The following is a 23,288-nucleotide window of genomic DNA, read 5'->3' as shown; positions in this document are numbered from 1 at the left end:
GGGTGGTCATAAAGCCAGCGTGTACGCGCGGTAAAAAGAACTAACCTGGACGGTGTTAGTCAAACCACACGAATATAATAATTAGGATGATGAGATGGTTGCGGTAAGAAGCGCGCATTTAAACCAAGATGAACAGTTTGAACTCGAAAACTGGGTGGCTAGCCTAGGACAAGAGAAAAACACAGCCTCACGCTTAATCGAAGTATATCGAGATTGCCAGACAGTATTAGCTGATAACGAGCAAGCGGAACTGTTGTTGTGGCGTGGACGAGAAATGATCGAAATTTTGATCACCTTGTCTATGGATCAAGCCACTTTAGTGGCTGCTCAACTGTTTCCTTTGGTTTCAAGTGGTGCTTTCAACAGAGAAATTCTGGAAGAGAAATACAGCAAAGAAATCATAAAATTAATCGACGGCGTTGAAGAAATGGCTGCTATTGGCCAACTCAACGTCAACATGGAAGGCAGTGCAGCGTCATCTCAGGTAGATAACGTACGCCGCATGCTGCTTGCCATGGTGGATGACTTCCGCTGCGTAGTTATCAAGCTCGCGGAACGAATTTGTAACCTTATTGAAGTTAAAAAAGCGCCAGATGAAGTTCGACGTGCGGCGGCAAAAGAGTGTGCCAACATCTATGCGCCGCTAGCAAACCGATTAGGCATCGGTCAGCTGAAATGGGAAATTGAAGATTACGCTTTCCGCTACCAACAACCGGAAACTTACAAACAAATTGCCAAACAGCTTTCTGAGCGACGCATCGTTCGTGAACAGTACATCAAAGACTTTGTTGAAGACCTCACGCACGAAATGGAAGTATCGGGCATCAATGCCGAAGTGAGTGGTCGACCTAAGCACATCTACAGCATTTGGCGAAAAATGCAGAAAAAGAGTTTGGCCTTTGATGAGCTGTTTGATGTGCGAGCAGTGCGTATCATCGCAGACAAACTGCAAGATTGTTACGCGGCTTTAGGCGTAGTTCACACCAAATACAAGCACCTACCGAGCGAGTTTGATGACTACGTTGCTAACCCTAAACCAAACGGTTATCAATCGATCCATACAGTAATTCTAGGGCCAGAAGGCAAAACCATCGAGATCCAGATTCGTACCAAGCAAATGCATGAAGAGTCGGAACTGGGGGTTGCAGCGCACTGGAAATATAAAGAAGGGGCAAGCAGCCGAAGCGGTTATGATGAGAAGATCACGTGGCTGCGTAAGCTACTGGATTGGCAAGAAGAAATGTCTGACTCTGGCGAAATGCTCGATGAGCTGCGTAGCCAAGTCTTTGATGACCGTGTTTATGCCTTTACACCACGTGGTGATGTTGTCGATTTGCCAATGGGGGCAACGCCGCTAGATTTTGCCTATCACATTCACTCCGAAGTGGGACACCGTTGTATCGGTGCCAAAGTCGGAGGTCGTATTGTGCCGTTCACGCATAAATTACATATGGGTGACCAAGTCGAGATTATCACTCAGAAAGAACCTAACCCATCACGTGACTGGTTAAACCCATCATTAGGCTTCGTTCATTCTGGTCGTGCGCGTGCCAAAATTAACGCCTGGTTCCGAAAACAAAGCCGTGAGAAGAACCTTGAAGCAGGTCGTGAAATCCTTGAGCATGAGTTAGCCAAAATTGGCGCAACGTTAAAAGATGCAGAGCATTACGCCCTCAAGCGGTTTAACGTCAAAACACCAGATGAATTGTATGTTGGGGTAGGTAGCGGTGATTTGCGCATCAACCAAATCATTAACCATATCAACGCGTTAGTTAACAAGCCAACGGCAGAGGAAGAAGACCAGCAAGCACTGGAAAAACTGCAAGAAGCAGAGCACAAATCACCAGCGCAAAGCCGACCGAAAAAAGACGCCGTCGTTGTAGAAGGTGTCGATAATCTAATGACGCACCTAGCGCGTTGCTGTCAGCCGATTCCAGGTGATGATATCTGTGGTTACATCACGCAAGGTCGCGGCATTTCAGTACACCGTAGTGACTGTGAACAGTTAGAAGAACTGCGCCATCATGCGCCAGAGCGTATCATTGATACTGTCTGGGGCAGCGGCTTTGTGGGGTCATACATCCTCACCGTGCGTGTTGAAGCGATGGAGCGAGGTGGTCTACTCAAAGACATTACGACACTGTTCGCCAACGAAAAGATCAAAGTGACCAGTATGAAGAACCGAGTCGACTACAGACGTCAACTTGCCATCATGGACTTTGACCTAGAAGTCACCAATATTGAGGTGCTTTCGCGGGTTTCGAAGCGTGTGGAACAGATCAAGGATGTCATGACGGTGAAACGCCTCGGCTAAAACTCTCGTCATAGTTATCGTTGTAGCGTTGTTGACTGCACGCACTCGCTCCATCACATGGTGAACCATGCTCAGGAGTCTCGTTTGTTTGTCGCCTAGCTACAACTTCGACTATTTACAGAGTTACACTTGCGTCATATTTGGCTTTTTATCTGCGTTAGCTGCACTTATTCCGACGTGCCGGCTCAGGGGCATCACATAGGCGAGCTATGCTCAGGAGTCGCGAAAACTTGTTGCCTTGTCAAAGTAACAATTACTTAGTGAAAGCTGCTGAGAAAATATAATGTAGAAGGTGAGTGGTTTTGGCTGCTCACCTTTTTCTTTAATAGAAAGGTTTAAAGGAACAAAAAATGAGTCATCCAATTGAACAGTTAGAACAAATCATGGCGAAGCTGCGTGACCCAGAAAACGGTTGCCCTTGGGACTTAAAACAAACCTTTGACACCATCGTTCCGCATACTATAGAAGAAACCTACGAAGTGGTGGACGCGATTCAAAATCGAGATTGGCCCAATCTAAAAGAAGAGCTAGGGGATTTGTTGTTTCAGGTGATTTTTTACAGTCGGCTAGCGAAAGAGCAAGAGCTGTTCGACTTTTCGGATGTCGTCGAAACCGTGAACGAAAAACTGACTCGTCGCCACCCGCATGTTTTTTCAGATGTTGAGTTTGAATCTGACGAGGAAATTAACGCGAACTGGGAAGCGGAAAAAGCAAAAGAAAAAGCCCTAGTAGGCAAAGCGGAAGAAAGTATCCTAGACTCAATACCAAACTCTTTACCGGCACTTTCTCGTGCTACAAAAATTCAGAAAAAATGTGCAAAATTTGGGTTTGATTGGGATTCACTTGGCCCGGTTGTCGATAAAGTACGAGAAGAAATTGACGAAGTCATGGAAGAGGCACTGCAAGTTCAGCCCGATGAAGAGAAAGTTGAGTTGGAGCTCGGTGATTTGCTATTTGCGACTGTCAATTTGGCTCGCCACCTTGATAAAAACCCAGAAGTCGCGCTAGGAAAAGCAAACGTAAAGTTTGCGCGACGTTTTAAACAAGTTGAAGGCAAGGTCCAGCAGTCAGGCAAAGTACTTACAGATTGTTCTTTATCAGAACTTGACCATTTTTGGGATGAAGTAAAACAAGAAGAATCGAGGCAGAGGTAAACTGGCAGAATACATAATATAAGGTCAGCTTGTTTGGTTACACGAAAACGGACTTTGGTTTGTCTTTGCTCACTTTGATTTGAAGCAAAAAATAAAAAATTACGGTGTGATAGATTTCACGTTGTGGCGGTAAGGAGCTTCTGGTATATTTATCTCCCGTCCAGAAGCACTCCATTTCCCTCATTCAACCAATTTCAGGTTAAACATGACGACAAATTACATTTTTGTTACTGGCGGGGTTGTATCCTCTCTAGGTAAAGGTATTGCAGCAGCATCTCTTGCGGCTATTCTAGAAGCTCGTGGTCTTAAAGTGACTATGATGAAGCTTGACCCTTACATCAACGTTGACCCGGGCACAATGAGCCCTACTCAGCACGGTGAAGTGTTCGTTACAGAAGATGGCGCAGAGACTGACCTTGACCTTGGTCACTACGAGCGTTTCATCCGTACCAAGATGACCAAGCGTAACAACTTCACTGCAGGTCGTGTTTATGCCGACGTACTTCGTAAAGAACGTCGTGGTGACTACCTAGGCGCAACTATTCAAGTTATCCCTCATATCACTAACGCAATCAAAGATCGCGTTATTGCAGGTTCTGAAGGCCATGATGTGGCTATCGTTGAAGTTGGCGGTACTGTTGGTGATATCGAATCGCTACCATTTATGGAAGCGATTCGTCAGCTAGCTGTTGAGCTAGGCCGTGAGCGCGCAATGTTCATGCACCTAACACTTGTTCCTTACCTAGCGGCAGCGGGCGAAGTGAAAACTAAGCCGACGCAACACTCTGTAAAAGAACTTCTATCTATCGGTATTCAGCCAGATATCCTAGTTTGCCGTAGCGATCGCGTTATTCCTGCGAATGAGCGTAAAAAAATCGCACTGTTCTGTAATGTTCCAGAAAAAGCAGTAATTTCAATGAAGGATGTAGACTCTATCTACAAGATCCCTCAGTTGATTAAATCTCAAGGTCTAGATGACCTTGTGTGTGCTCGCTTTGGTATTACTGCTCCGGAAGCAGACCTTTCTGAATGGGAACAGGTTATCTACGAAGAAGCAAATCCTACTGGTGAAGTAACCATCGGTATGGTTGGTAAATACATTGAATTACCAGATGCATACAAATCTGTGAACGAAGCGCTTAAACACGCTGGCTTGAAAAACCGTCTAAGCGTCACAATTAAGTATGTAGACTCACAAGATATCGAAACAAAAGGCGTTGAACTTCTAGAAGGTTTGGACGCGATCCTAGTACCAGGTGGCTTCGGCGATCGTGGTATTGAAGGTAAGATCCGTGCGGCTCAATATGCACGTGAAAATAACGTGCCTTACCTAGGTATTTGTTTGGGTATGCAAGTTGCACTAATCGAATACGCGCGTAACGTTGCGGGTATGGAAGGTGCACATTCAACAGAATTTAACAAAGAGACGAAGTACCCTGTGGTAGGTTTGATCACAGAGTGGGTAGACGAATCAGGTAGCGTAGAAGAGCGTACTGAAAAGTCTGACCTAGGCGGTACGATGCGTCTTGGTTCACAGCTGTGTCACCTAGAGAAAGGGACTAAAGCTCGTGAACTGTACGGTAGCGCGACGATCCATGAACGTCACCGTCACCGTTACGAAGTGAATAACGTGCTTCGTCCGCAAATCGAAAAAGCAGGCCTAAAAGTATCAGGTCTATCTGCGGACAAGAAGTTAGTGGAAATGATTGAGAACCCAGCTCACCCATGGTTTGTAGCGGCTCAGTTCCACCCAGAATTCACCTCGACTCCTCGCGATGGACATCCATTGTTTGCAGGTTTTGTTAAGGCTGCGGGCCAAAACGCACGCGGCGAATTCGAGAAGTAAAAGGATACGGGCGGCGGCGAAGGTTGTGCTGCTGCCCTTTAAGATTGACATTTATATTTGAAACGAGAGGAAACATTAATGTCTAAGATCGTTAAAGTTCTAGGTCGTGAAATCATCGACTCACGTGGTAACCCAACTGTTGAAGCTGAAGTACACCTAGAAGGCGGTTTCGTAGGTATGGCAGCAGCTCCATCTGGCGCATCTACTGGTTCTCGCGAAGCTCTTGAGCTACGTGACGGTGACAAAGCACGTTTCCTAGGTAAAGGTGTTCTTAAAGCTGTTGAAGCTGTAAACGGCGCAATCGCTGAAGCTCTAGTTGGCAAAGACGCTAAAGACCAAGCTGCAATCGACGCAGTAATGATCGAACTAGACGGCACTGAAAACAAATCTAAGTTCGGTGCGAACGCTATCCTAGCTGTTTCTCTAGCAAACGCTAAAGCTGCAGCAGCAGCTAAAGGCATGCCTCTATACGAGCACATCGCTGAGCTAAACGGCACAGCTGGTCAGTTCTCTATGCCTCTACCAATGATGAACATCATCAACGGTGGTGAGCACGCAGACAACAACGTTGACATCCAAGAGTTCATGATCCAACCAGTTGGTGCTAAGACTCTTAAAGAAGGTCTACGTATCGGTGCTGAAGTATTCCACAACCTAGCTAAAGTTCTTAAGTCTAAAGGCTACAGCACTGCAGTTGGTGATGAAGGTGGTTTCGCTCCTAACCTTAAGTCTAACGCTGAAGCTCTAGAAGTTATCGCAGAAGCTGTTGCAGCTGCTGGTTACGAACTAGGTAAAGACGTTACTCTAGCTATGGACTGTGCTGCATCTGAGTTCTTCGACAAAGAAGCTGGCATCTACAACATGAAAGGCGAAGGTAAAACTTTCACTTCTGAAGAGTTCAACCACTACCTAGCTGAGCTAGCTAACCAATTCCCAATCGTTTCTATCGAAGACGGTCTAGACGAGTCTGATTGGGCTGGCTTCAAGCACCAAACTGAACTACTAGGTGACAAGCTTCAACTAGTAGGTGACGACCTATTCGTTACTAACACTAAGATCCTTGCTGAAGGTATCGAGAAAGGCGTAGCTAACTCTATCCTTATCAAGTTCAACCAAATCGGTTCTCTAACTGAGACTCTAGCTGCAATCAAGATGGCTAAAGACGCAGGTTACACAGCAGTAATCTCTCACCGTTCTGGCGAAACTGAAGATGCAACTATCGCTGACCTAGCGGTAGGTACAGCTGCAGGTCAAATCAAAACTGGTTCTATGAGCCGTTCTGACCGTGTTGCTAAGTACAACCAACTAATCCGTATCGAGGAAGCTCTAGGTGAGCGCGCTCCTTTCAACGGTCTTAAAGAAGTTAAAGGTCAAGCTTAATTCTTAATTGAATTAACCGCTTAACTTAAAGCTTTTGAAAACGCCTCGCACTTGCGGGGTGTTTTTGTATCTGACATATGAGAACGGGCTTCGCCCTTCGAGAACGCCTCGCTTAGATAGATGGGAGCTAACTTTGCTTTTTGATGTCTTTTGCTCACGTTCATTTGTCATTCGATAGACCGAGGATGGAGAGGGTAGGGAAGTCTCTTTGTTTCATTTTGCTGCTTTTTTCCTGTAAGGAGCGTGTGAGTCTCTTTTTCTACCCTAGAGCCAACCACGCATTTATGCTATATATGTCACCTTATCTAATCCCTTCCGGTACAGAATGTTAGCAACGATATGCGAATCTTTGTTATAGCCCTTACGTTACTGTTTGGCTGGCTTCAATATACCCTCTGGTTTGGCAAAAACGGGGTGTCTGACTACTACACAGTAGAAGATGAAATTGAAGTGCAGCAGCAAGTAAACAGCAAGCTGCAAGCTCGTAATAACGAGATGTTCGCTGAGATTGATGACTTACGACAAGGCCTTGATGCGATCGAAGAACGTGCGCGTCACGAACTTGGTTTGGTCAAAGATGGCGAAACCTTCTACCGAATCGTAGGTGAGGATGAACAATAAGATGTTGGATACTTCACCATCTCATATTGCTATCGTGCCAGCTGCTGGTGTTGGTAGTCGAATGAAGGCAGACCGTCCAAAGCAGTACCTGTTGATCGACGGCAAAGCGGTATTGGAACATACCGTGGAAAAACTGCTTTCTCACCCAAAAATTTCTAAGGTTGTCGTGGCTATTACCGACGGTGACCCATACTACCCTGAACTGTCCATTGCCCAGCACCCAGACGTGATTCGTGTGGCTGGTGGTAAAGAAAGGGCAGACTCTGTGCTTTCAGGGCTAAACTATGTAAGTACACATCTTGAGAGCGAGTGGGTTTTAGTTCACGACGCAGCAAGACCATGTGTTCTCACATCCGATATTGACCATTTGATCGACGTTTGTAGCGCACACCCAACAGGTGGCATCCTTGCCTCTCCAGTGAGAGACACAATGAAGCGAGCAAACGCAGCACAAGATATTGATCATACGGTAGATAGAGAAGCATTGTGGCATGCACTAACCCCACAAATGTTTAAAACTCAGCAGCTTACTCAAGCACTGGCTGACGCATTAGAACAAGGTGCAACCATCACTGATGAAGCCTCGGCTTTGGAATGGTTAGGCGAAAAGCCGGCACTTGTTCAAGGGAATGCGAATAATATAAAAATTACTCAGCCAGAAGATCTTGCGTTAGCCGAGTTTTATCTAAGCCGTGAGCGCGGCGAATAAAGAAAGGATAGAAAATGATTCGAATTGGTCATGGTTTCGACGTACATAAATTCGGCGGTGAAGGTCCGGTAATCATCGGTGGTGTAGCGATTCCTTACGAACAAGGTTTGATTGCTCATTCTGATGGTGATGTCGCACTGCATGCGTTGAGTGATGCTTTGTTAGGAGCGATCGCAGCGGGTGACATTGGTCGCCACTTCCCTGATACCGACGATAAATGGAAAGGCGCGGATAGCCGTGAATTATTGAAAGACGTATACCGTCGAGTCAAAGAACAAGGCTACCGACTTGGTAATGCTGACATCACTATCATTGCACAAGCGCCTAAGATGGCTCCGTACATTGAAGCTATGTGCGCAGCGATTGCCGAAGACTTGGAAACCGACATTAACAACATTAACGTAAAAGCGACGACGACAGAACGTCTTGGTTTTACTGGACGCAAAGAAGGCATTGCAACGGAAGCAGTTGTACTTCTGTTTAAGCAATAACTAGCAATTTGCTCCTCTAAGCTGTGATATCAGCGGAAACACATCATGTCAGACATTTTATCTTCATTGGCTTACCTAACAGGTAAGCCAGTTGCATCTGCAAAAATCAAAGCGCAACCAGATCACTTTCAGGTTCGCGAAGATTTAGGTTTTGCCTTTACGGGTGAAGGCGAGCACTTAATGGTTCGTATCCGTAAAACCGGTGAGAACACCAGCTTTGTTGCTAACGAGTTAGCTAAAGCCTGTGGTGTTAAGTCGAAAGACGTCAGCTGGGCAGGTCTTAAAGACCGTCATGCTGTGACTGAACAGTGGCTAAGCGTGCATTTACCAAAAGGTGAAACACCAGACTTTTCAGCGTTTTTGGCTCAATACCCAAGTATCGAAATCCTTGCAACAGATCGTCACAATAAAAAACTGCGTCCTGGTGACCTAGTAGGGAACGAGTTCGTGGTTACTTTGTCTGAAGTGACAGATATAGCGGATGTAGAGCAACGTCTTGAAAAAGTGAAACAAGTTGGCGTGCCAAACTACTTTGGTAGTCAGCGTTTTGGTAACGATGGCAACAACCTTGAAGAAGCACGTCGATGGGGACGCGAAAACGTTCGTACCCGCAATCAAAACAAGCGAAGCATGTATTTATCAGCGGCTCGTTCGTGGATTTTCAACCGCATCGTTTCAGCTCGTCTAGAGAATTGTGTGTTTGATAAGTTCATTGATGGTGACATTGCACAGACGAATTCTGGCACTCAGTTGATTGATGCAAACAACATCACTGATTTGCAAGTGCAATTTGCACAAGGTGAAGCGGCAATTACCGCTGCGCTTGCTGGCGATAATGCACTGCCTACTCAAGCCGAGGCTCTGGCATTAGAGCAACCGTTTTTAGACGAAGAGCCTGACCTCATGGCGCTGATTCGTGGTAATCGCATGCGCCACGATCGTCGCGATATTGCGCTGAAGCCAAAAGATTTAGCTTGGACGGTTGAAGGTAACAACATTACGCTGACTTTCTCACTGGATGCGGGATCTTTTGCGACCTCTATTGTTCGTGAGTTAGTTAATGAGGTTGAAGTAGAAAGAGAATACTAATGGAACAGGATTCACGAAACCCGAAGCCCTTAAGAGTCTTAATCAGCAATGATGATGGTGTTCATGCTCAAGGGATTCATGCCCTCGCTGATGAGTTGAGAGATATCGCTGAAGTGACCATTGTCGCACCTGATCGAAATCGTTCAGGTGCTTCGAATTCACTCACATTAGAACAACCATTACGCGTGACTGAAATTGCCCCAAATATCTACTCAGTGCAAGGCACGCCCACGGATTGTGTGCATTTCGCGCTGAATGAGCTAATGAAAGATGATTTGCCTGATCTTGTTCTGTCAGGAATCAACCATGGCGCTAATTTGGGTGATGATGTTCTTTATTCTGGAACAGTAGCAGCAGCCATGGAAGGTCATTTCCTTGGCGTTCAGTCGGTGGCTTTTTCTCTAGTGGGTAAGCGACATTTCGAATCCGCCGCTAAAATTGCACGTCAAATTGTACAACAGCATTTAGCGTCGCCGATTCCAACGAATCGTCTACTGAACGTAAACGTGCCTGACTTACCATCAGAGAATTTAGGTGAAATTGAAGTTACGCGTTTAGGTGCACGTCATCACGCAGAGAATATGATCAAGCAGAAAGATCCGAGAGGCCATGACATTTATTGGTTAGGGCCACCAGGAAAGGAGCAAGATGCAGGAGAGGGCACGGACTTTTATGCAATTGAGCATGGCCGAGTTTCAATGACGCCTCTGCAAGTTGATCTCACCGCTCACGAGTCGCTGCGTGCTATGGATAGTTGGTTAAAGGAAGAGAAGTAATGAGTAACCCACATGCTGACAGGTTGATAGCGTTTCTTATCTCCAGTGGCATCAAAGACCAAAGAGTTCTGGATGCTATCCAACGCTTGCCACGAGAAAGCTTTGTTTCTCAAGCGATGATGCACCAAGCCTATGATAACAATGCGTTACCAATTGGTCAGGGACAAACTATTTCTCAGCCTTATATCGTTGCGCGTATGACCGAGTTGCTTGAGCTAGAGCCGGCGAGTCGTGTTCTGGAAATCGGAACGGGATCGGGTTATCAAACCGCGGTACTGGCGCAAATTGTTGATCATGTATACTCCGTTGAGCGAATTAAATCGTTGCAATGGGAAGCAAAGCGTCGCCTGAAGCAATTGGATATTTACAATGTTTCAACTAAGCATGCTGATGGGTGGCAGGGCTGGGAAGCGCGAGGTCCTTTCGATGCTATCATTGTTACCGCTGCCGCTGAAGTGATTCCCCAAGCTCTTCTCTCACAATTAAGAGATGGCGGCAAAATGGTCATTCCTGTTGGAGATACGGAGCAACAGTTATTAAAAATAGAGCGTAAGGGAGACGAATATCTCTCTACCGTTGTAGAAATGGTTCGGTTCGTACCTCTGGTTGCGGGTGATTTAGCTTAAGGGTTAGGGATAGGTGAATAAGTTACTACGTCATATTGGTATTAGCTTTGTGTTTGCTGCAGGACTAGTTGGTTGTGCAGCGCATTCCCCTGCACCTGTCTCTAGCCTAAAAAAAGACTATTCAAGCCTTGAAAGAGGGAGTTACAGAGGGAGTTATTATGAGGTAAAAAAAGGCGATACGCTTTACTTCATAGCTTATGTCACAGATAAAGATGTAAATGATCTTGTTCGTTACAATGAGTTAACTCAGCCTTACACTATCTACCCAGGACAGAGGCTAAAACTTTGGGCTCCGAAATATGTCGCCCCTAAATATGGTCAAAAAGTTGAACCCGTTGTAGCTCCTGTTGTTACGACACCCCCAGCTCCAGTGACGAAAACATCAACAGCCTCTAAACCTAAACCTTCGAGTAAAAACTCTAGTCAAAAACCTACAGAGACTAAGCCTAAAGTCGTACAAAAACAGCCTCCAAAGAAGGTTGAACAATCGAAAACAAAGGAGTATGTTGGTTCAAAAGATAACCAAAAAGTGAAGCAAAAAGCGCCAACTACCACAGAAAAGAGTGATAAAGTCTCAAAGTGGTTGTGGCCAACAAAAGGGAGAGTAATCAAGAACTTTTCGGCGGGAGAACAGGGAAATAAAGGTATCGACATCGCAGGACAGCGTGGTCAACCTATCGTTTCAACCGCAGCCGGCACAGTCGTTTATTCAGGCAATGCGCTACGAGGTTATGGCAACTTAATTATAGTAAAGCATAACGACAATTATTTAAGCGCATACGCACATAATGACAAACTGCTGGTCACAGAAGGACAAAGCGTAAAAAGCGGACAAAAAATCGCCACCATGGGTAGTTCAGGTGCAAAGTCGGTCAAACTACACTTTGAAATTCGCTATCAAGGTAAATCAGTGAATCCAAAACGCTATTTGCCTTAAAACTTTGAAAAACAACTTGCGACATCATTTAGCGACATATTGAGTTGTCATGTCTTGCTAACTCGCCAGGGGGAGGCGTTATGAGTATCAGCAACACAGTAACCAAAGTTGAAGAGTTTGCATTTGATAATGCGTCAGTGAAGACCATTGATAACGAACTCGAAAGATCATCATCCACAGAAAGCAAAGCGACTGCGCGTGAAGAATTTGACGCGAGCAGTAAAAGCTTAGATGCAACTCAGTTGTATTTGGGCGAAATTGGCTTCTCACCTTTACTTACTGCCGAAGAAGAAGTGCTTTACGCAAGACGCGCCCTACGTGGCGACGAAGCGGCACGCAAACGTATGATCGAAAGTAACCTACGTTTGGTTGTTAAGATTTCTCGTCGATACAGTAACCGTGGTCTAGCACTACTTGATCTGATTGAAGAAGGTAACCTCGGCTTGATCCGAGCGGTCGAAAAATTCGACCCAGAACGTGGTTTCCGTTTCTCTACTTACGCAACGTGGTGGATCCGACAAACGATAGAGCGAGCGTTGATGAACCAAACTCGCACGATCCGTCTACCTATCCATGTAGTGAAAGAGCTGAACATTTATCTGCGTACTGCGCGTGAACTTTCTCAAAAGCTCGATCACGAACCGACCGCAGAAGAAATTGCTGCTCAATTAGATATTCCAGTCGAAGACGTAAGCAAAATGTTACGCCTTAATGAGCGTATTAGCTCTGTCGACACGCCAATCGGTGGTGACGGTGAGAAAGCGCTGCTGGATATTATTCCTGATGCAAACAACTCTGATCCAGAAGTTTCGACTCAAGATGACGACATCAAATCATCGTTGATTCATTGGTTAGAAGAGTTGAATCCGAAACAGAAAGAAGTGCTTGCACGTCGCTTCGGCCTACTAGGCTACGAGCCTTCGACGCTGGAAGAAGTTGGTCGAGAGATTGGTCTGACACGTGAGCGAGTACGTCAAATACAAGTGGAAGGTTTACGTCGTCTTCGTGAAGTCCTAATCAAACAAGGTTTGAATATGGAAAACTTGTTTAACGTAGAAGACGATTAAATAATCCGTATTTCACTAGATACACAAAAGGCTATGGTTCCCCATAGCCTTCTTTCTTTTTTTCTCGTTGGTGTGAGTCTGTTTACAGCATCTTCTTCAAGCGATACAGCTCTTCAAGAGCTTGGCGTGGCGTTAAGTCGTCAGGATCAATACCTGACAGAGCTTGTTCGACCTCGCTAGGCTCTGGAATCAGGCTCAACTGGTTAGCCACATCTACTGCACTTGGACGTGGTGTGTCACTGTTTTGCCCCAGTTGCTCTAGCTGAGATAGCTTGTTACGCGCATTTTTGATGACCATTTTTGGTACGCCTGCTAAGCCCGCAACAGCCAGGCCGTAAGACTTACTTGCCGCACCTTCTTGAACTGCGTGCATAAAGGCAATGCTGTCTCCATGTTCTACGGCATCCAAGTGAACGTTCGCTAAGTTTGGCAGTTGGCTTGGTAACTCTGTTAATTCGAAGTAGTGGGTTGCAAATAGGGTCATCGCACCAATTTGTGTTGCGAGCCATTCCGCACTTGCCCAAGCTAAAGACAGACCGTCGTAAGTACTAGTACCACGTCCGATTTCATCCATTAGCACCAAACTATTCTTAGTTGCGTTGTGAAGAATATTGGCTGTTTCGGTCATTTCTACCATGAAGGTCGAGCGGCCAGATGCAAGATCATCTGACGCACCAATACGAGTAAATATACGATCTAAAGAACCAATCTGTGCGGATTCTGCCGGTACATAAGAGCCGATATGTGCCATCAATGCAATCAGCGCAGTTTGACGCATGTAGGTTGATTTACCACCCATGTTTGGACCGGTGATGATCAACATCTTACGGGCTGGGTTAAGCTCAATTGGGTTCGCGATGAACGGCTCTGTTGTTACTTGTTCTACGACTGGATGACGACCAGCTTGAATGTGAATTCCTGCGTCTTTCACAAGCGTTGGACGGCAGTAATCTAACGAATCTGCACGCTCTGATAGGTTTTGTAATACATCCAGTTGAGACAGGGCAGAAGCTAGGTTTTGCAGCTTCTCAAGGTTTGGCATCAATAGATCAAACAGTTCTTCCCACAACTGTTTCTCAAGTGCTAACGCTTTAGATTTCGAGTTAAGTACTTTGTCTTCGTGTTCCTTAAGCTCTGGGATGATGTAGCGTTCAGCGTTTTTGAGTGTTTGGCGACGTACATAATGCGGTGGAACCAAATGGCTCTGGCCACGGCTTACTTGGATAAAGAAGCCATGAACGTTGTTGTAGCCTACTTTAAGCGTATCGATACCGTGTCGTTCACGCTCATCTCGCTCAAGCTGCTCAAGATATTCTGTTGCACCATCTGCCAATTTTCGCCATTCATCGAGCTCCGCATTGTAGCCTTCAGCGATGACGCCACCATCACGAATAACAACCGGCGGATTTTCTTTAATCGCGCGCTCTAACAGGTCACATACTTCGTCAATCGGAGCTGCATACTTCGCCAATTTCGTTAGGTACGGATGGGTCAAAGAAGCGGTGACAGATTCTAGCTCTGGTAGCTGTTGCATGGCATTGCGAAGTCTAGCCATATCGCGAGGGCGAGCAGAGCGTAATGCAAGGCGCGCTAAGATACGTTCAATATCACCAATTTGCTTTAACGTTGGTTGAAGATCGGCAAACAGAGCTTGTTCTTTAATCTCACCAATCGCATCAAGACGATTGTTTAACGTTTCAATGCAACGCATAGGCTGATGCAACCAACGCTTCAGCATTCGGCTGCCCATCGGAGTAGCACAATGGTCGAGTACTGCAGCGAGCGTGTTATCGGTTCCGCCTGCTAGATTTTGAGTAATTTCCAGATTACGTCGGGTAGCAGCATCAAGGATGACGGATTGATCCTGATGATCAAACGTTAAAGAGCGAATATGAGGTAAAGCCGTACGTTGAGTATCTTTTACGTACTGGATCAAACAACCAGCAGCACATAACCCTAAGGACGCATGTTCTACACCAAAACCAACCAGATCTTTTGTGCCAAATTGTTGATTGAGTTGTTGCTTAGCCGTATCAAGCTCAAACTCCCAGACTGGGCGACGACGGTTACCATTGCGGCTCGCCATTAAATGTACAGGTTCAAAATCTTCTGGGAACAGTAGCTCACGTGGTGCAGTGCGTTGAAGCTCGGCTGTCATCGCTTCTTCAGTTTCTGGTTCTGTCAGTTGGAAGCGACCAGAGGTGACATCCAGCGTCGCATAACCGAACTTACCGTTGTGATGGTAAATTGCTGCGATTAAGTTATCGACACGCTCAGAAAGCAGCGCTTCATCCGTCACAGTACCTGGTGTCACGATACGCACAACTTTACGTTCTACCGGTCCCTTGCTGGTGGCCGGATCGCCAATCTGTTCACAGATCGCCACAGACTCACCAAGCTGAACAAGTTTTGCCAGGTAGCCCTCTACGGCGTGAAATGGCACACCCGCCATTGGGATAGGTTCACCTGCAGACGCACCACGTTTGGTCAATGAAATATCAAGAAGCTGAGAAGCTCGCTTGGCATCATCGTAAAAGAGTTCGTAGAAATCGCCCATGCGGTAGAACAGCAAAATCTCTGGGTTCTCAGCCTTTAGCTTGAGGTATTGCTGCATCATCGGAGTGTGTTTTTGTTCAGCTTTCACAGGTAAGTTCTTTTGTTTATTTCCGTAGCGGCTTAGGATACGTGAATCCCTATCAAGTAAAAAGAGACAAAGGGCATTTTGGCTATGGAAAAAACAACAAAATTGAGTGCCGATTTAGGCGCATTATTGGCTAAACACGGGCATCTTTTAACGACCGCAGAATCATGCACAGGTGGTGGTGTTGCAACCGCCATTACTGACATTGCTGGTAGTTCAGCGTGGCTTGACCGTGCGTTTGTCACCTACAGTAATGAAGCGAAAATGGAGATGCTTGGTGTGCAAGCTTCAACGTTAGAAGCGCATGGTGCAGTGAGTGAGCCAGTTGTGATTGAAATGGTACAGGGTGCAATTAAAAACTCCAATGCGACCATCGGTGTGTCCATCAGTGGTATTGCAGGGCCGGGTGGTGGCAGTGAAGAGAAACCAGTCGGCATGGTCTGCTTTGCTTTTGCTGATAATCAAAGTTGGCAGCAAGTCGAAACCATGCATTTTACTGGTGACCGTGCAGAAGTTCGCAAAAAAGCGGTCGAGCATGCGCTGACTCAATTGTATCAACATCTACTCTAGAATTTCTTAAATTGTTTTAGCCCAGCATTGATAAGGGCTAGAGCAAATCACGACTTTAGGTCAGCCAAATTTTTTTCATACAGGTATGGACACTGTATGAATCAACAGTATAATAACTTTCATTGCTGAGCAGTTCTTCTGCTTAAGAAAAATGAATTACTATTCGTCGCCCAAAGAAGATGAATAAATCGGAGAAAGTAATGGACGAGAACAAACAGAAAGCGCTCGCCGCTGCGCTAGGTCAAATTGAAAAGCAATTCGGTAAAGGCTCTATCATGCGCCTTGGTGATAACCGCGCAATGGACGTAGAAACCATCTCAACGGGTTCTCTTTCTCTTGATATCGCTTTGGGTGCTGGTGGTCTACCAATGGGTCGTATCGTAGAAATCTACGGCCCAGAATCTTCAGGTAAAACAACATTAACGCTTGAGCTTATTGCTGCTGCGCAACGTGAAGGCAAAACTTGTGCGTTTATCGATGCAGAGCACGCTCTAGATCCTGTATACGCGAAGAAACTTGGCGTAGATATCGATGCATTGCTAGTTTCTCAGCCAGACACAGGTGAGCAAGCGCTAGAGATCTGTGACGCACTTGCACGTTCTGGTGCTATCGATGTTATGGTTGTCGACTCTGTTGCAGCGCTAACACCGAAAGCAGAAATCGAAGGCGAAATGGGCGATAGCCACATGGGTCTGCAAGCACGTATGCTTTCTCAAGCAATGCGTAAGCTAACGGGTAACCTAAAGCAGTCTAACTGTATGTGTATCTTCATCAACCAAATCCGTATGAAGATTGGTGTGATGTTTGGTAACCCAGAAACAACAACAGGTGGTAACGCACTTAAGTTCTACGCTTCTGTTCGTCTAGATATCCGTCGTACTGGCGCAATCAAAGAAGGTGACGAAGTCGTAGGTAACGAAACGCGCATCAAAGTTGTTAAGAATAAGATTGCAGCACCATTTAAAGAAGCAAACACACAAATCATGTACGGCCAAGGCTTTAACCGCGAAGGTGAACTTGTCGATCTAGGTGTGAAGCACAAGTTAGTTGAAAAAGCCGGTGCTTGGTATAGCTACAATGGCGATAAGATTGGTCAAGGTAAAGCGAATGCGTGTAACTACCTGCGTGAGCATCCTGAAGTGGCTAAAACTATCGATACAAAACTGCGTGAAATGTTGCTAGCGCCAGCACTTGCGGAAGCGCCTGAAGCTGGTGAAGCGCCAGAGCAAGCTGAAGAGTTTTAATCTCTCATAGATTAATAAATGACAAAGCCCTGCAATGCGGGGCTTTGTTGTATCTATTGAAATCAAAAATCGAATTATCACAAAGGCCATTGAGAGCCTGTACAGCAAAAATACTTTTAGGATCATCATGTACCAAAAACGCCAGGCGCCAACATTATCGAGCAAAGAGGCTGCTATCCAATTGCTTAGCCGTCGCGATCATGGTCAGTATGAGCTTTACCAAAAATTATCGATGAAGGGCTATGAAGAATCAGACATCGACATCGCAATTAATTTTTGCCTAGACCATAACTATTTAGATGATTTACGTTACGCGAAGAGTCAAATTAGACAGCATGTATACAAAGGACATGGAGAGCGTCGAATTCGTCAAGAGTTAAACCAGAAGCGTGTTGCGGAGTCGGTGATTGAGCAAGCTATGGCTGAAGAGCCGCAAGATTGGTTTGAACTGGCTAAACAGGCGGCAGAAAAGAAATTCAAAGGTATTAAAGCCAAAGACCAAAAAGAGTACGCAAAACAAGTTCGTTTTCTGCAATATCGTGGCTACAGTTTTGACCAAATCAGCTACGCGCTGAGCTTTGAGGACGAAGATTAACGGTCAGTCGTCCGCACTGATTTTTGTTTTGCTTCAAATTTTTTCTCCTACTCCCTCTTTTCCTCAAGAAAACTAGTCTCAGCTGTTTGCATGATCTACAATACGGCAAAATTCTAACTCGACTATTTTCAGGAAGAGCTGCATGTACATGAGCACTGATGAGGTTCGTAACGCGTTCCTCAAGTTCTTTGAGAGCAAAGGACACCAAATCGTAGAAAGTTCATCGTTAGTTCCACATAACGACCCAACCCTGCTGTTCACAAACGCAGGTATGAACCAATTTAAAGATTGTTTCTTAGGCTTAGAAAAACGAGCCTACACTCGAGCGACTACGGCTCAGCGTTGCGTACGTGCTGGTGGCAAACATAACGACCTAGAAAATGTTGGCTTTACTGCTCGTCACCACACATTCTTTGAAATGTTAGGCAACTTCAGCTTTGGCGATTACTTCAAAGAAGATGCGATCTCCTTTGCTTGGGAATTCCTAACCGAAGTTCTTAAACTGCCAGCGGATCGTTTATTGGTAACTGTTTACGAAACCGATGACGAAGCGTTTGACATCTGGAACAAGAAAGTTGGCGTACCCGCTGATCGTATTGTTCGCATTGGTGATAAAGAAGGCGGCAAGCCGTACGAGTCTGATAACTTCTGGCAAATGGGCGACACTGGCCCTTGTGGTCCATGTACTGAAATCTTCTACGATCACGGTGAGCACATCTGGGGTGGACGTCCTGGCACGCCTGAAGAAGATGGTGACCGTTTCATCGAGATCTGGAACAACGTATTCATGCAGTTCAACCGTCACGCAGACGGGACTATGGAACCGCTACCAAAACCATCGGTAGATACTGGTATGGGTATCGAGCGTATCTCTGCAATCATGCAGGGCGTTCACTCAAACTACGAAATCGATGTATTCCAAGCTCTTATCAAAGCAGCAGCAGAAGTGATCGGTTACGAAGACCTATCAAACCAATCACTACGCGTTATCGCTGACCACATACGTTCATGTTCATTCCTGATCGTGGATGGCGTTATGCCTTCAAACGAAGGTCGAGGTTACGTATTACGCCGTATCATCCGTCGTGCAGTTCGTCACGGTAACAAGCTGGGCGCACAAGGTGCATTCTTCCACAAGTTGGTTGGCGTTCTAGCTGACATCATGGGTACGGCTGGTGAAGAGCTGAAGCGTCAACAAGCTGTGGTTGAAAAAGTACTGCGTATCGAAGAAGAAAACTTTGGTCGTACACTTGAGCGCGGTATGGCGATTCTAAACGAAGCATTAGATAACCTAGACGGTAAAGTACTGGACGGCGAAACCGTATTTAAACTTTACGACACTTACGGCTTCCCAGCTGACTTAACTAACGACGTAGCACGTGAGCGTGAGTTCGCAATCGACGAAGAAGGTTTTGAGAAAGCGATGGAAGAGCAGCGTCAACGTGCGCGTGAAGCGGGTAACTTTGGTACTGACTACAACGCAGCAATCAAAGTTGATACGCAAACAGAATTCTGTGGTTACACAGGTACTAAAGGCTCTAGTTCTGTAGCAGCGATGTTCGTTGAAGGCAACGAAGTAGATTCTCTATCTGCGGGCGACAAAGCAATCATCGTACTTGGTGAAACACCATTCTACGCAGAGTCAGGCGGTCAGTGTGGTGACGCTGGTGAAATCCGTACTGAGTCTGGTGTATTCCGCGTTGAGGACACTCAAAAACTAGGTAACGCAATCGCGCACCACGGTGTAATGGCAGAAGGCGTTCTAGCGAAAGGTGATGAAGTAGCAACTATCGTTGACGCAGAGCGTCGCGCAGCTATCTCTCTAAACCATTCAGCAACGCACTTGCTACACGCAGCACTACGCCAAGTTTTAGGTGAGCACGTAACGCAGAAAGGCTCATTAGTGAAGGCAGACAACCTACGTTTCGACTTCTCACACCTAGAAGCCGTAACTGCAGCAGAACTGAAAGAAGTTGAGCGCCTAGTTAACGCGCAAATTCGTCGCAACCACACGATTGAAACCAACGTGATGGACATTGAGTCTGCTAAGAAGAAAGGCGCAATGGCACTGTTTGGTGAGAAGTACGATGACGAAGTACGCGTACTGTCTATGGGTGATTTCTCGACAGAGCTTTGCGGTGGTATTCACGCATCAAGCACAGGTGATATTGGCCTATTCAAAATCACTTCAGAAAGCGGCATTGCTGCAGGTATTCGACGTATTGAGGCGGTAACAGGCGAGGCTGCATTAGACGCGATTGAAGCTCAAAACGCGAAGTATGAAGAGAAACTGGCAGAATCTGCACAGAAAGCAAAAGCGCTAGAGAAAGAAGTGCAGAAGCTAAAAGATAAGATGGCGGCAGCAGAAAGCGCTAACATCATGGGCAAAGCGGTTGAAGTCAATGGTACAAAAGTTCTAGTCGCAGCTCTTGAAGGCGCTGACAGCAAGAACCTACGTACTATGGTTGATGACATCAAGAACCAAATGGGGTCTGGTGTCGTACTGCTTGCTAACGTAACAGGTGACAAGGTTGGCCTGATTGCTGGTGTGACTAAAGATCTAACTGGTAAAGTAAAAGCTGGTGATCTAGTTAAGATGATTGCTGAGCAAGTCGGTGGTAAGGGCGGTGGTCGTCCTGACATGGCTCAAGCTGGTGGTACTGATGTAGCCGCACTACCAGAGGCAATTAAAACAGTTCAGCCTTGGTTAGAAGAGCGCTTATAAGCTTTTAACTACTAAAATTACGCTCAATCAAGTTTCTTTGATTGAGCGTAATTTTTTTTAGCAGCCAAGTGGTTTAATTGACCAAAAGTTAACCGAGTCATTTAGGCTATTTGGTTTTTGTTGTAACTACTGCTTATATAATTTTTCTAAAAGGAAATACTGACGATGTAAGCAGTTCTAAAGAGACTTCGGTCTTGGGAAGGTGAAGACTGGTGAAAAAGCCCCTTATCGTGCAAAAGTTTGGCGGAACCTCAGTGGGTTCAATTGAAAGAATCCACCAAGTTGCTGAACACATCATTAAGGCGAAAAATGATGGCAATCAAGTTGTTGTTGTCGTGTCTGCAATGTCAGGCGAAACAAACAGACTGATGGACCTCGCTAAACAGATAGATAGCGTGCCTACAGCTCGAGAACTTGATGTTTTGCTCTCTGCTGGTGAGCAAGTGTCAATGGCACTGTTAGCAATGACACTCAATAAATTGGGTCATGCTGCACGCTCGCTTACCGGAGCACAGGCGAATATTGTGACGGATAATCAACACAATGACGCAACGATTAAACACATTGATACTAAGACAATTCTGGGATTGCTTGAGCAAGACCAAATCGTGATTGTTGCAGGCTTTCAAGGTGTGAATGAGAACGGGGATATCACCACATTAGGTCGAGGTGGCTCAGATACGAGCGCTGTGGCACTGGCAGGCGCATTGCGCGCTGATGAGTGTCAAATCTTTACCGACGTTGATGGTATTTATACTTGTGACCCACGTGTAGTGAAAAACGCGCGAAAATTGGCGGTTATCGATTTTCCTTCCATGGAAGCGATGGCAAGCCGAGGCGCGAAAGTATTACATTTACCTTCAGTGCAATTTGCATGGAAGAATAATGTGCCACTGCGCGTGCTTTCGACATTTGATGTTAATGAAGGCAGTCTGGTAAAGGGGGAGTTAGGCAATCAAGCCGTCTCTGGTATAGCCATTCAACGTGACCTTGCCATAATCGAAGTCGATAAAGAACATTTATCTAGTGCTACAAAACAATGTCAGATGTTGGGTATCGACATTTGGAATGTGATCGAGGAAACAGAACGGGCAGGCATCATGATAAAACAAGATGCATGTGCCAAGTTCGATCTGGTGTTCAGCGACAAAATCCGTAATAGTGAAGTGGTAAGCCTGTTGACCGCAGTGGGGCTTGAGGCCAATGGAATGGTAGAGCACGCATGCGATTTGTTGGCAAAGCGAGATATTGAGATCAATTTCAGCGCAACGAATGCACTCACTATGATGCTAGTTTTAGCACCCGAATGTGTGGATACAGCAGCAAACATTCTGCATGATGCTTACATTACGTCTAGTGAAGCATTAAACATTCAACAAAAACATGCCTTTTTAGGCTGATTTTCGCTAACAAGGTAGTTTACGAAAATATAACTTTTGTTGGATAATAGCTTTGTAGCAAGAAAATTTAGAGATTACTCAAGGAGCAAAGAATGCTAATTTTGACTCGCCGCGTAGGCGAAACACTGATGATTGGTGATGAAGTGACTGTAACTGTACTAGGTGTTAAAGGTAACCAAGTGCGTATCGGCGTTAACGCTCCGAAAGAGGTTTCAGTTCACCGTGAAGAAATCTACATGCGCATTCAAGCTGAAAAAGGCAATGGCAACGTTGCTTCAGGTAACTACTAAGTCGCTCCTGTTTACAGAGCTTAGTTTGAATGAAAAAGGCTAACCGAAGGGTTGGCCTTTTTAGTTTTTACTGTTTTTGAAAATTTGCAGAAACTATTGTGTTGAGTATGGCTGTGAATTCATCAATAATGTTGATTCGAACTTCAGAAAGTTATTTGAAAATAAATGTCTTTTTTTCAGAGAAGACTCTCTTTTTTTCATCATAATAGAGTGATAACGTTCGTTTAATAGTCACTTTGATTAAATCAGCAACGGTTAAGCCAGTTTCGTAGATTTTTTCAAAGAAAGTGTTTGACATATTTTCGGTAAAACGTAATATGTGCCTCCGCAAGACGGTGAGGTGGCCGAGAGGCTGAAGGCGCTCCCCTGCTAAGGGAGTATACGGTTTATCCCGTATCGAGGGTTCGAATCCCTCCTTCACCGCCATTCTTGCAACGTTGATTTATCAACAAAAAGTGCGTCCTTAGCTCAGCTGGATAGAGTACCTGGCTACGAACCAGGCGGTCGGAGGTTCGAATCCTCCAGGACGCGCCATATCTCTTTTGAGATATAACAATGAAAACGGTGAGGTGGCCGAGAGGCTGAAGGCGCTCCCCTGCTAAGGGAGTATACGGTTTATCCCGTATCGAGGGTTCGAATCCCTCCTTCACCGCCATTCATTGACTGGCCCGATGGCCTTTTTTTTGTTTCGTAAGAAATGAATGTGATTTACTTCACAACTTCTTAGCAAGAAGATCTGCGCGTCCTTAGCTCAGCTGGATAGAGTACCTGGCTACGAACCAGGCGGTCGGAGGTTCGAATCCTCCAGGACGC

The 23,288-nt window shown here is 45.7% G+C and carries 19 protein-coding genes and 4 tRNA genes; 22 read left to right on the top strand and 1 reads right to left on the bottom strand.

Translation table 11 applies throughout. The features are described from left to right. Positions 1-94: 94 nt before the first annotated feature. The 12 genes from relA to rpoS all read left to right on the top strand — a co-directional run bounded on the left by relA (position 95) and on the right by rpoS (position 13,010). Positions 95-2,314 (top strand): GTP diphosphokinase, encoded by a 2,220-nt coding sequence (gene relA, locus R8O10_RS07615; RefSeq protein WP_005393896.1) that lies wholly within the window; start codon positions 95-97, stop codon positions 2,312-2,314. 350 nt (positions 2,315-2,664) lie between these two features. Then, complete coding sequence (mazG, locus tag R8O10_RS07610) at positions 2,665-3,468, top strand: nucleoside triphosphate pyrophosphohydrolase (RefSeq protein ID WP_318191264.1); 804 nt, start codon at positions 2,665-2,667, stop codon at positions 3,466-3,468. Between the two features lie 205 nt (positions 3,469-3,673). Continuing rightward, on the top strand, positions 3,674-5,314 hold the full coding sequence (locus R8O10_RS07605) for a CTP synthase (protein WP_021034029.1): 1,641 nt from the start codon (positions 3,674-3,676) through the stop codon (positions 5,312-5,314). A 78-nt stretch (positions 5,315-5,392) separates the two neighbouring features. Beyond that, positions 5,393-6,694, top strand: a complete 1,302-nt coding sequence (eno, locus tag R8O10_RS07600; protein WP_005425372.1) for a phosphopyruvate hydratase — start codon at positions 5,393-5,395, stop codon at positions 6,692-6,694. Between the two features lie 339 nt (positions 6,695-7,033). Further along, the gene (ftsB, locus tag R8O10_RS07595; RefSeq protein ID WP_005436434.1) at positions 7,034-7,315 is read left to right on the top strand and encodes a cell division protein FtsB; all 282 of its coding nucleotides are present in this window, start codon (positions 7,034-7,036) and stop codon (positions 7,313-7,315) included. Between the two features lies 1 nt (position 7,316). Next, positions 7,317-8,024, top strand: a complete 708-nt coding sequence (ispD, locus tag R8O10_RS07590) for a 2-C-methyl-D-erythritol 4-phosphate cytidylyltransferase (protein ID WP_318191270.1) — start codon at positions 7,317-7,319, stop codon at positions 8,022-8,024. A 14-nt stretch (positions 8,025-8,038) separates the two neighbouring features. After that, positions 8,039-8,515 carry a 2-C-methyl-D-erythritol 2,4-cyclodiphosphate synthase gene (gene ispF, locus R8O10_RS07585; RefSeq protein WP_009707591.1) on the top strand — a complete coding sequence of 159 codons (477 nt, stop codon included), beginning with the start codon at positions 8,039-8,041 and terminating at the stop codon, positions 8,513-8,515. 45 nt (positions 8,516-8,560) lie between these two features. After that, positions 8,561-9,604: a tRNA pseudouridine(13) synthase TruD gene (gene truD / locus R8O10_RS07580; RefSeq protein WP_318191263.1), complete on the top strand. Its 1,044-nt coding sequence runs from the start codon at positions 8,561-8,563 to the stop codon at positions 9,602-9,604. Next, the gene (gene surE / locus R8O10_RS07575; protein WP_005380894.1) at positions 9,604-10,380 is read left to right on the top strand and encodes a 5'/3'-nucleotidase SurE; all 777 of its coding nucleotides are present in this window, start codon (positions 9,604-9,606) and stop codon (positions 10,378-10,380) included. The genes truD and surE overlap by 1 nt, the downstream gene beginning before the upstream one ends. Then, a complete protein-coding gene (locus R8O10_RS07570; RefSeq protein WP_005380892.1) occupies positions 10,380-11,006 on the top strand; it encodes a protein-L-isoaspartate(D-aspartate) O-methyltransferase in 627 nt (208 codons plus the stop codon). The genes surE and R8O10_RS07570 overlap by 1 nt, the downstream gene beginning before the upstream one ends. 13 nt (positions 11,007-11,019) lie before the next feature. Beyond that, on the top strand, positions 11,020-11,943 hold the full coding sequence (locus R8O10_RS07565) for a peptidoglycan DD-metalloendopeptidase family protein (protein ID WP_054577173.1): 924 nt from the start codon (positions 11,020-11,022) through the stop codon (positions 11,941-11,943). An 80-nt stretch (positions 11,944-12,023) separates the two neighbouring features. Continuing rightward, positions 12,024-13,010 (top strand): RNA polymerase sigma factor RpoS, encoded by a 987-nt coding sequence (gene rpoS / locus R8O10_RS07560; protein WP_005380887.1) that lies wholly within the window; start codon positions 12,024-12,026, stop codon positions 13,008-13,010. 82 nt (positions 13,011-13,092) lie between these two features. On the opposite strand, the gene mutS is transcribed toward rpoS, so the two are convergent. After that, the gene (mutS, locus tag R8O10_RS07555) at positions 13,093-15,654 is read right to left on the bottom strand and encodes a DNA mismatch repair protein MutS (RefSeq protein WP_182016911.1); all 2,562 of its coding nucleotides are present in this window, start codon (positions 15,652-15,654) and stop codon (positions 13,093-13,095) included. Positions 15,655-15,738: 84 nt separating this feature from the next. Between mutS and pncC the strand changes: the two genes are divergently transcribed. The 10 genes from pncC (at position 15,739) to R8O10_RS07505 (ending at position 23,288) form a co-directional block, all read left to right on the top strand. Then, positions 15,739-16,221 (top strand): nicotinamide-nucleotide amidase, encoded by a 483-nt coding sequence (gene pncC / locus R8O10_RS07550; RefSeq protein WP_017633544.1) that lies wholly within the window; start codon positions 15,739-15,741, stop codon positions 16,219-16,221. A gap of 200 nt (positions 16,222-16,421) precedes the next feature. Next, complete coding sequence (gene recA / locus R8O10_RS07545) at positions 16,422-17,465, top strand: recombinase RecA (RefSeq protein ID WP_005380874.1); 1,044 nt, start codon at positions 16,422-16,424, stop codon at positions 17,463-17,465. Positions 17,466-17,592: 127 nt separating this feature from the next. Beyond that, positions 17,593-18,060 carry a recombination regulator RecX gene (gene recX, locus R8O10_RS07540; protein ID WP_017633543.1) on the top strand — a complete coding sequence of 156 codons (468 nt, stop codon included), beginning with the start codon at positions 17,593-17,595 and terminating at the stop codon, positions 18,058-18,060. 142 nt (positions 18,061-18,202) lie between these two features. Continuing rightward, on the top strand, positions 18,203-20,785 hold the full coding sequence (gene alaS, locus R8O10_RS07535) for an alanine--tRNA ligase (RefSeq protein ID WP_005380872.1): 2,583 nt from the start codon (positions 18,203-18,205) through the stop codon (positions 20,783-20,785). A 212-nt stretch (positions 20,786-20,997) separates the two neighbouring features. Then, on the top strand, positions 20,998-22,185 hold the full coding sequence (locus R8O10_RS07530; RefSeq protein WP_005383803.1) for an aspartate kinase: 1,188 nt from the start codon (positions 20,998-21,000) through the stop codon (positions 22,183-22,185). A gap of 92 nt (positions 22,186-22,277) precedes the next feature. After that, positions 22,278-22,475 (top strand): carbon storage regulator CsrA, encoded by a 198-nt coding sequence (gene csrA / locus R8O10_RS07525; protein ID WP_004415691.1) that lies wholly within the window; start codon positions 22,278-22,280, stop codon positions 22,473-22,475. A gap of 334 nt (positions 22,476-22,809) precedes the next feature. After that, positions 22,810-22,901, top strand: a tRNA-Ser gene (locus R8O10_RS07520). 31 nt (positions 22,902-22,932) lie between these two features. Beyond that, positions 22,933-23,009, top strand: a tRNA-Arg gene (locus tag R8O10_RS07515). Positions 23,010-23,038: 29 nt separating this feature from the next. Continuing rightward, a tRNA-Ser gene (locus R8O10_RS07510) sits at positions 23,039-23,130 on the top strand. Between the two features lie 85 nt (positions 23,131-23,215). After that, a tRNA-Arg gene (locus R8O10_RS07505) sits at positions 23,216-23,288 on the top strand.

Origin of the sequence: Vibrio sp. 1727 (assembly GCF_033344415.1) — a bacterium.
GTDB lineage: Bacteria > Pseudomonadota > Gammaproteobacteria > Enterobacterales > Vibrionaceae > Vibrio > Vibrio alginolyticus.
This window is presented reverse-complemented; position numbering and strand designations above follow the sequence as displayed.

Bases quoted from the DNA above. Each gene is read 5' to 3' on its own strand.
- relA (WP_005393896.1), top strand. From the start codon at position 95: ATGGTTGCGGTAAGAAGCGCGCATTTAAACCAAGATGAACAGTTTGAA.
- mazG (WP_318191264.1), top strand. From the start codon at position 2,665: ATGAGTCATCCAATTGAACAGTTAGAACAAATCATGGCGAAGCTGCGT.
- R8O10_RS07605 (WP_021034029.1), top strand. From the start codon at position 3,674: ATGACGACAAATTACATTTTTGTTACTGGCGGGGTTGTATCCTCTCTA.
- eno (WP_005425372.1), top strand. From the start codon at position 5,393: ATGTCTAAGATCGTTAAAGTTCTAGGTCGTGAAATCATCGACTCACGT.
- ftsB (WP_005436434.1), top strand. From the start codon at position 7,034: ATGCGAATCTTTGTTATAGCCCTTACGTTACTGTTTGGCTGGCTTCAA.
- ispD (WP_318191270.1), top strand. From the start codon at position 7,317: ATGTTGGATACTTCACCATCTCATATTGCTATCGTGCCAGCTGCTGGT.
- ispF (WP_009707591.1), top strand. From the start codon at position 8,039: ATGATTCGAATTGGTCATGGTTTCGACGTACATAAATTCGGCGGTGAA.
- truD (WP_318191263.1), top strand. From the start codon at position 8,561: ATGTCAGACATTTTATCTTCATTGGCTTACCTAACAGGTAAGCCAGTT.
- surE (WP_005380894.1), top strand. From the start codon at position 9,604: ATGGAACAGGATTCACGAAACCCGAAGCCCTTAAGAGTCTTAATCAGC.
- R8O10_RS07570 (WP_005380892.1), top strand. From the start codon at position 10,380: ATGAGTAACCCACATGCTGACAGGTTGATAGCGTTTCTTATCTCCAGT.
- rpoS (WP_005380887.1), top strand. From the start codon at position 12,024: ATGAGTATCAGCAACACAGTAACCAAAGTTGAAGAGTTTGCATTTGAT.
- pncC (WP_017633544.1), top strand. From the start codon at position 15,739: ATGGAAAAAACAACAAAATTGAGTGCCGATTTAGGCGCATTATTGGCT.
- recA (WP_005380874.1), top strand. From the start codon at position 16,422: ATGGACGAGAACAAACAGAAAGCGCTCGCCGCTGCGCTAGGTCAAATT.
- recX (WP_017633543.1), top strand. From the start codon at position 17,593: ATGTACCAAAAACGCCAGGCGCCAACATTATCGAGCAAAGAGGCTGCT.
- alaS (WP_005380872.1), top strand. From the start codon at position 18,203: ATGTACATGAGCACTGATGAGGTTCGTAACGCGTTCCTCAAGTTCTTT.
- csrA (WP_004415691.1), top strand. From the start codon at position 22,278: ATGCTAATTTTGACTCGCCGCGTAGGCGAAACACTGATGATTGGTGAT.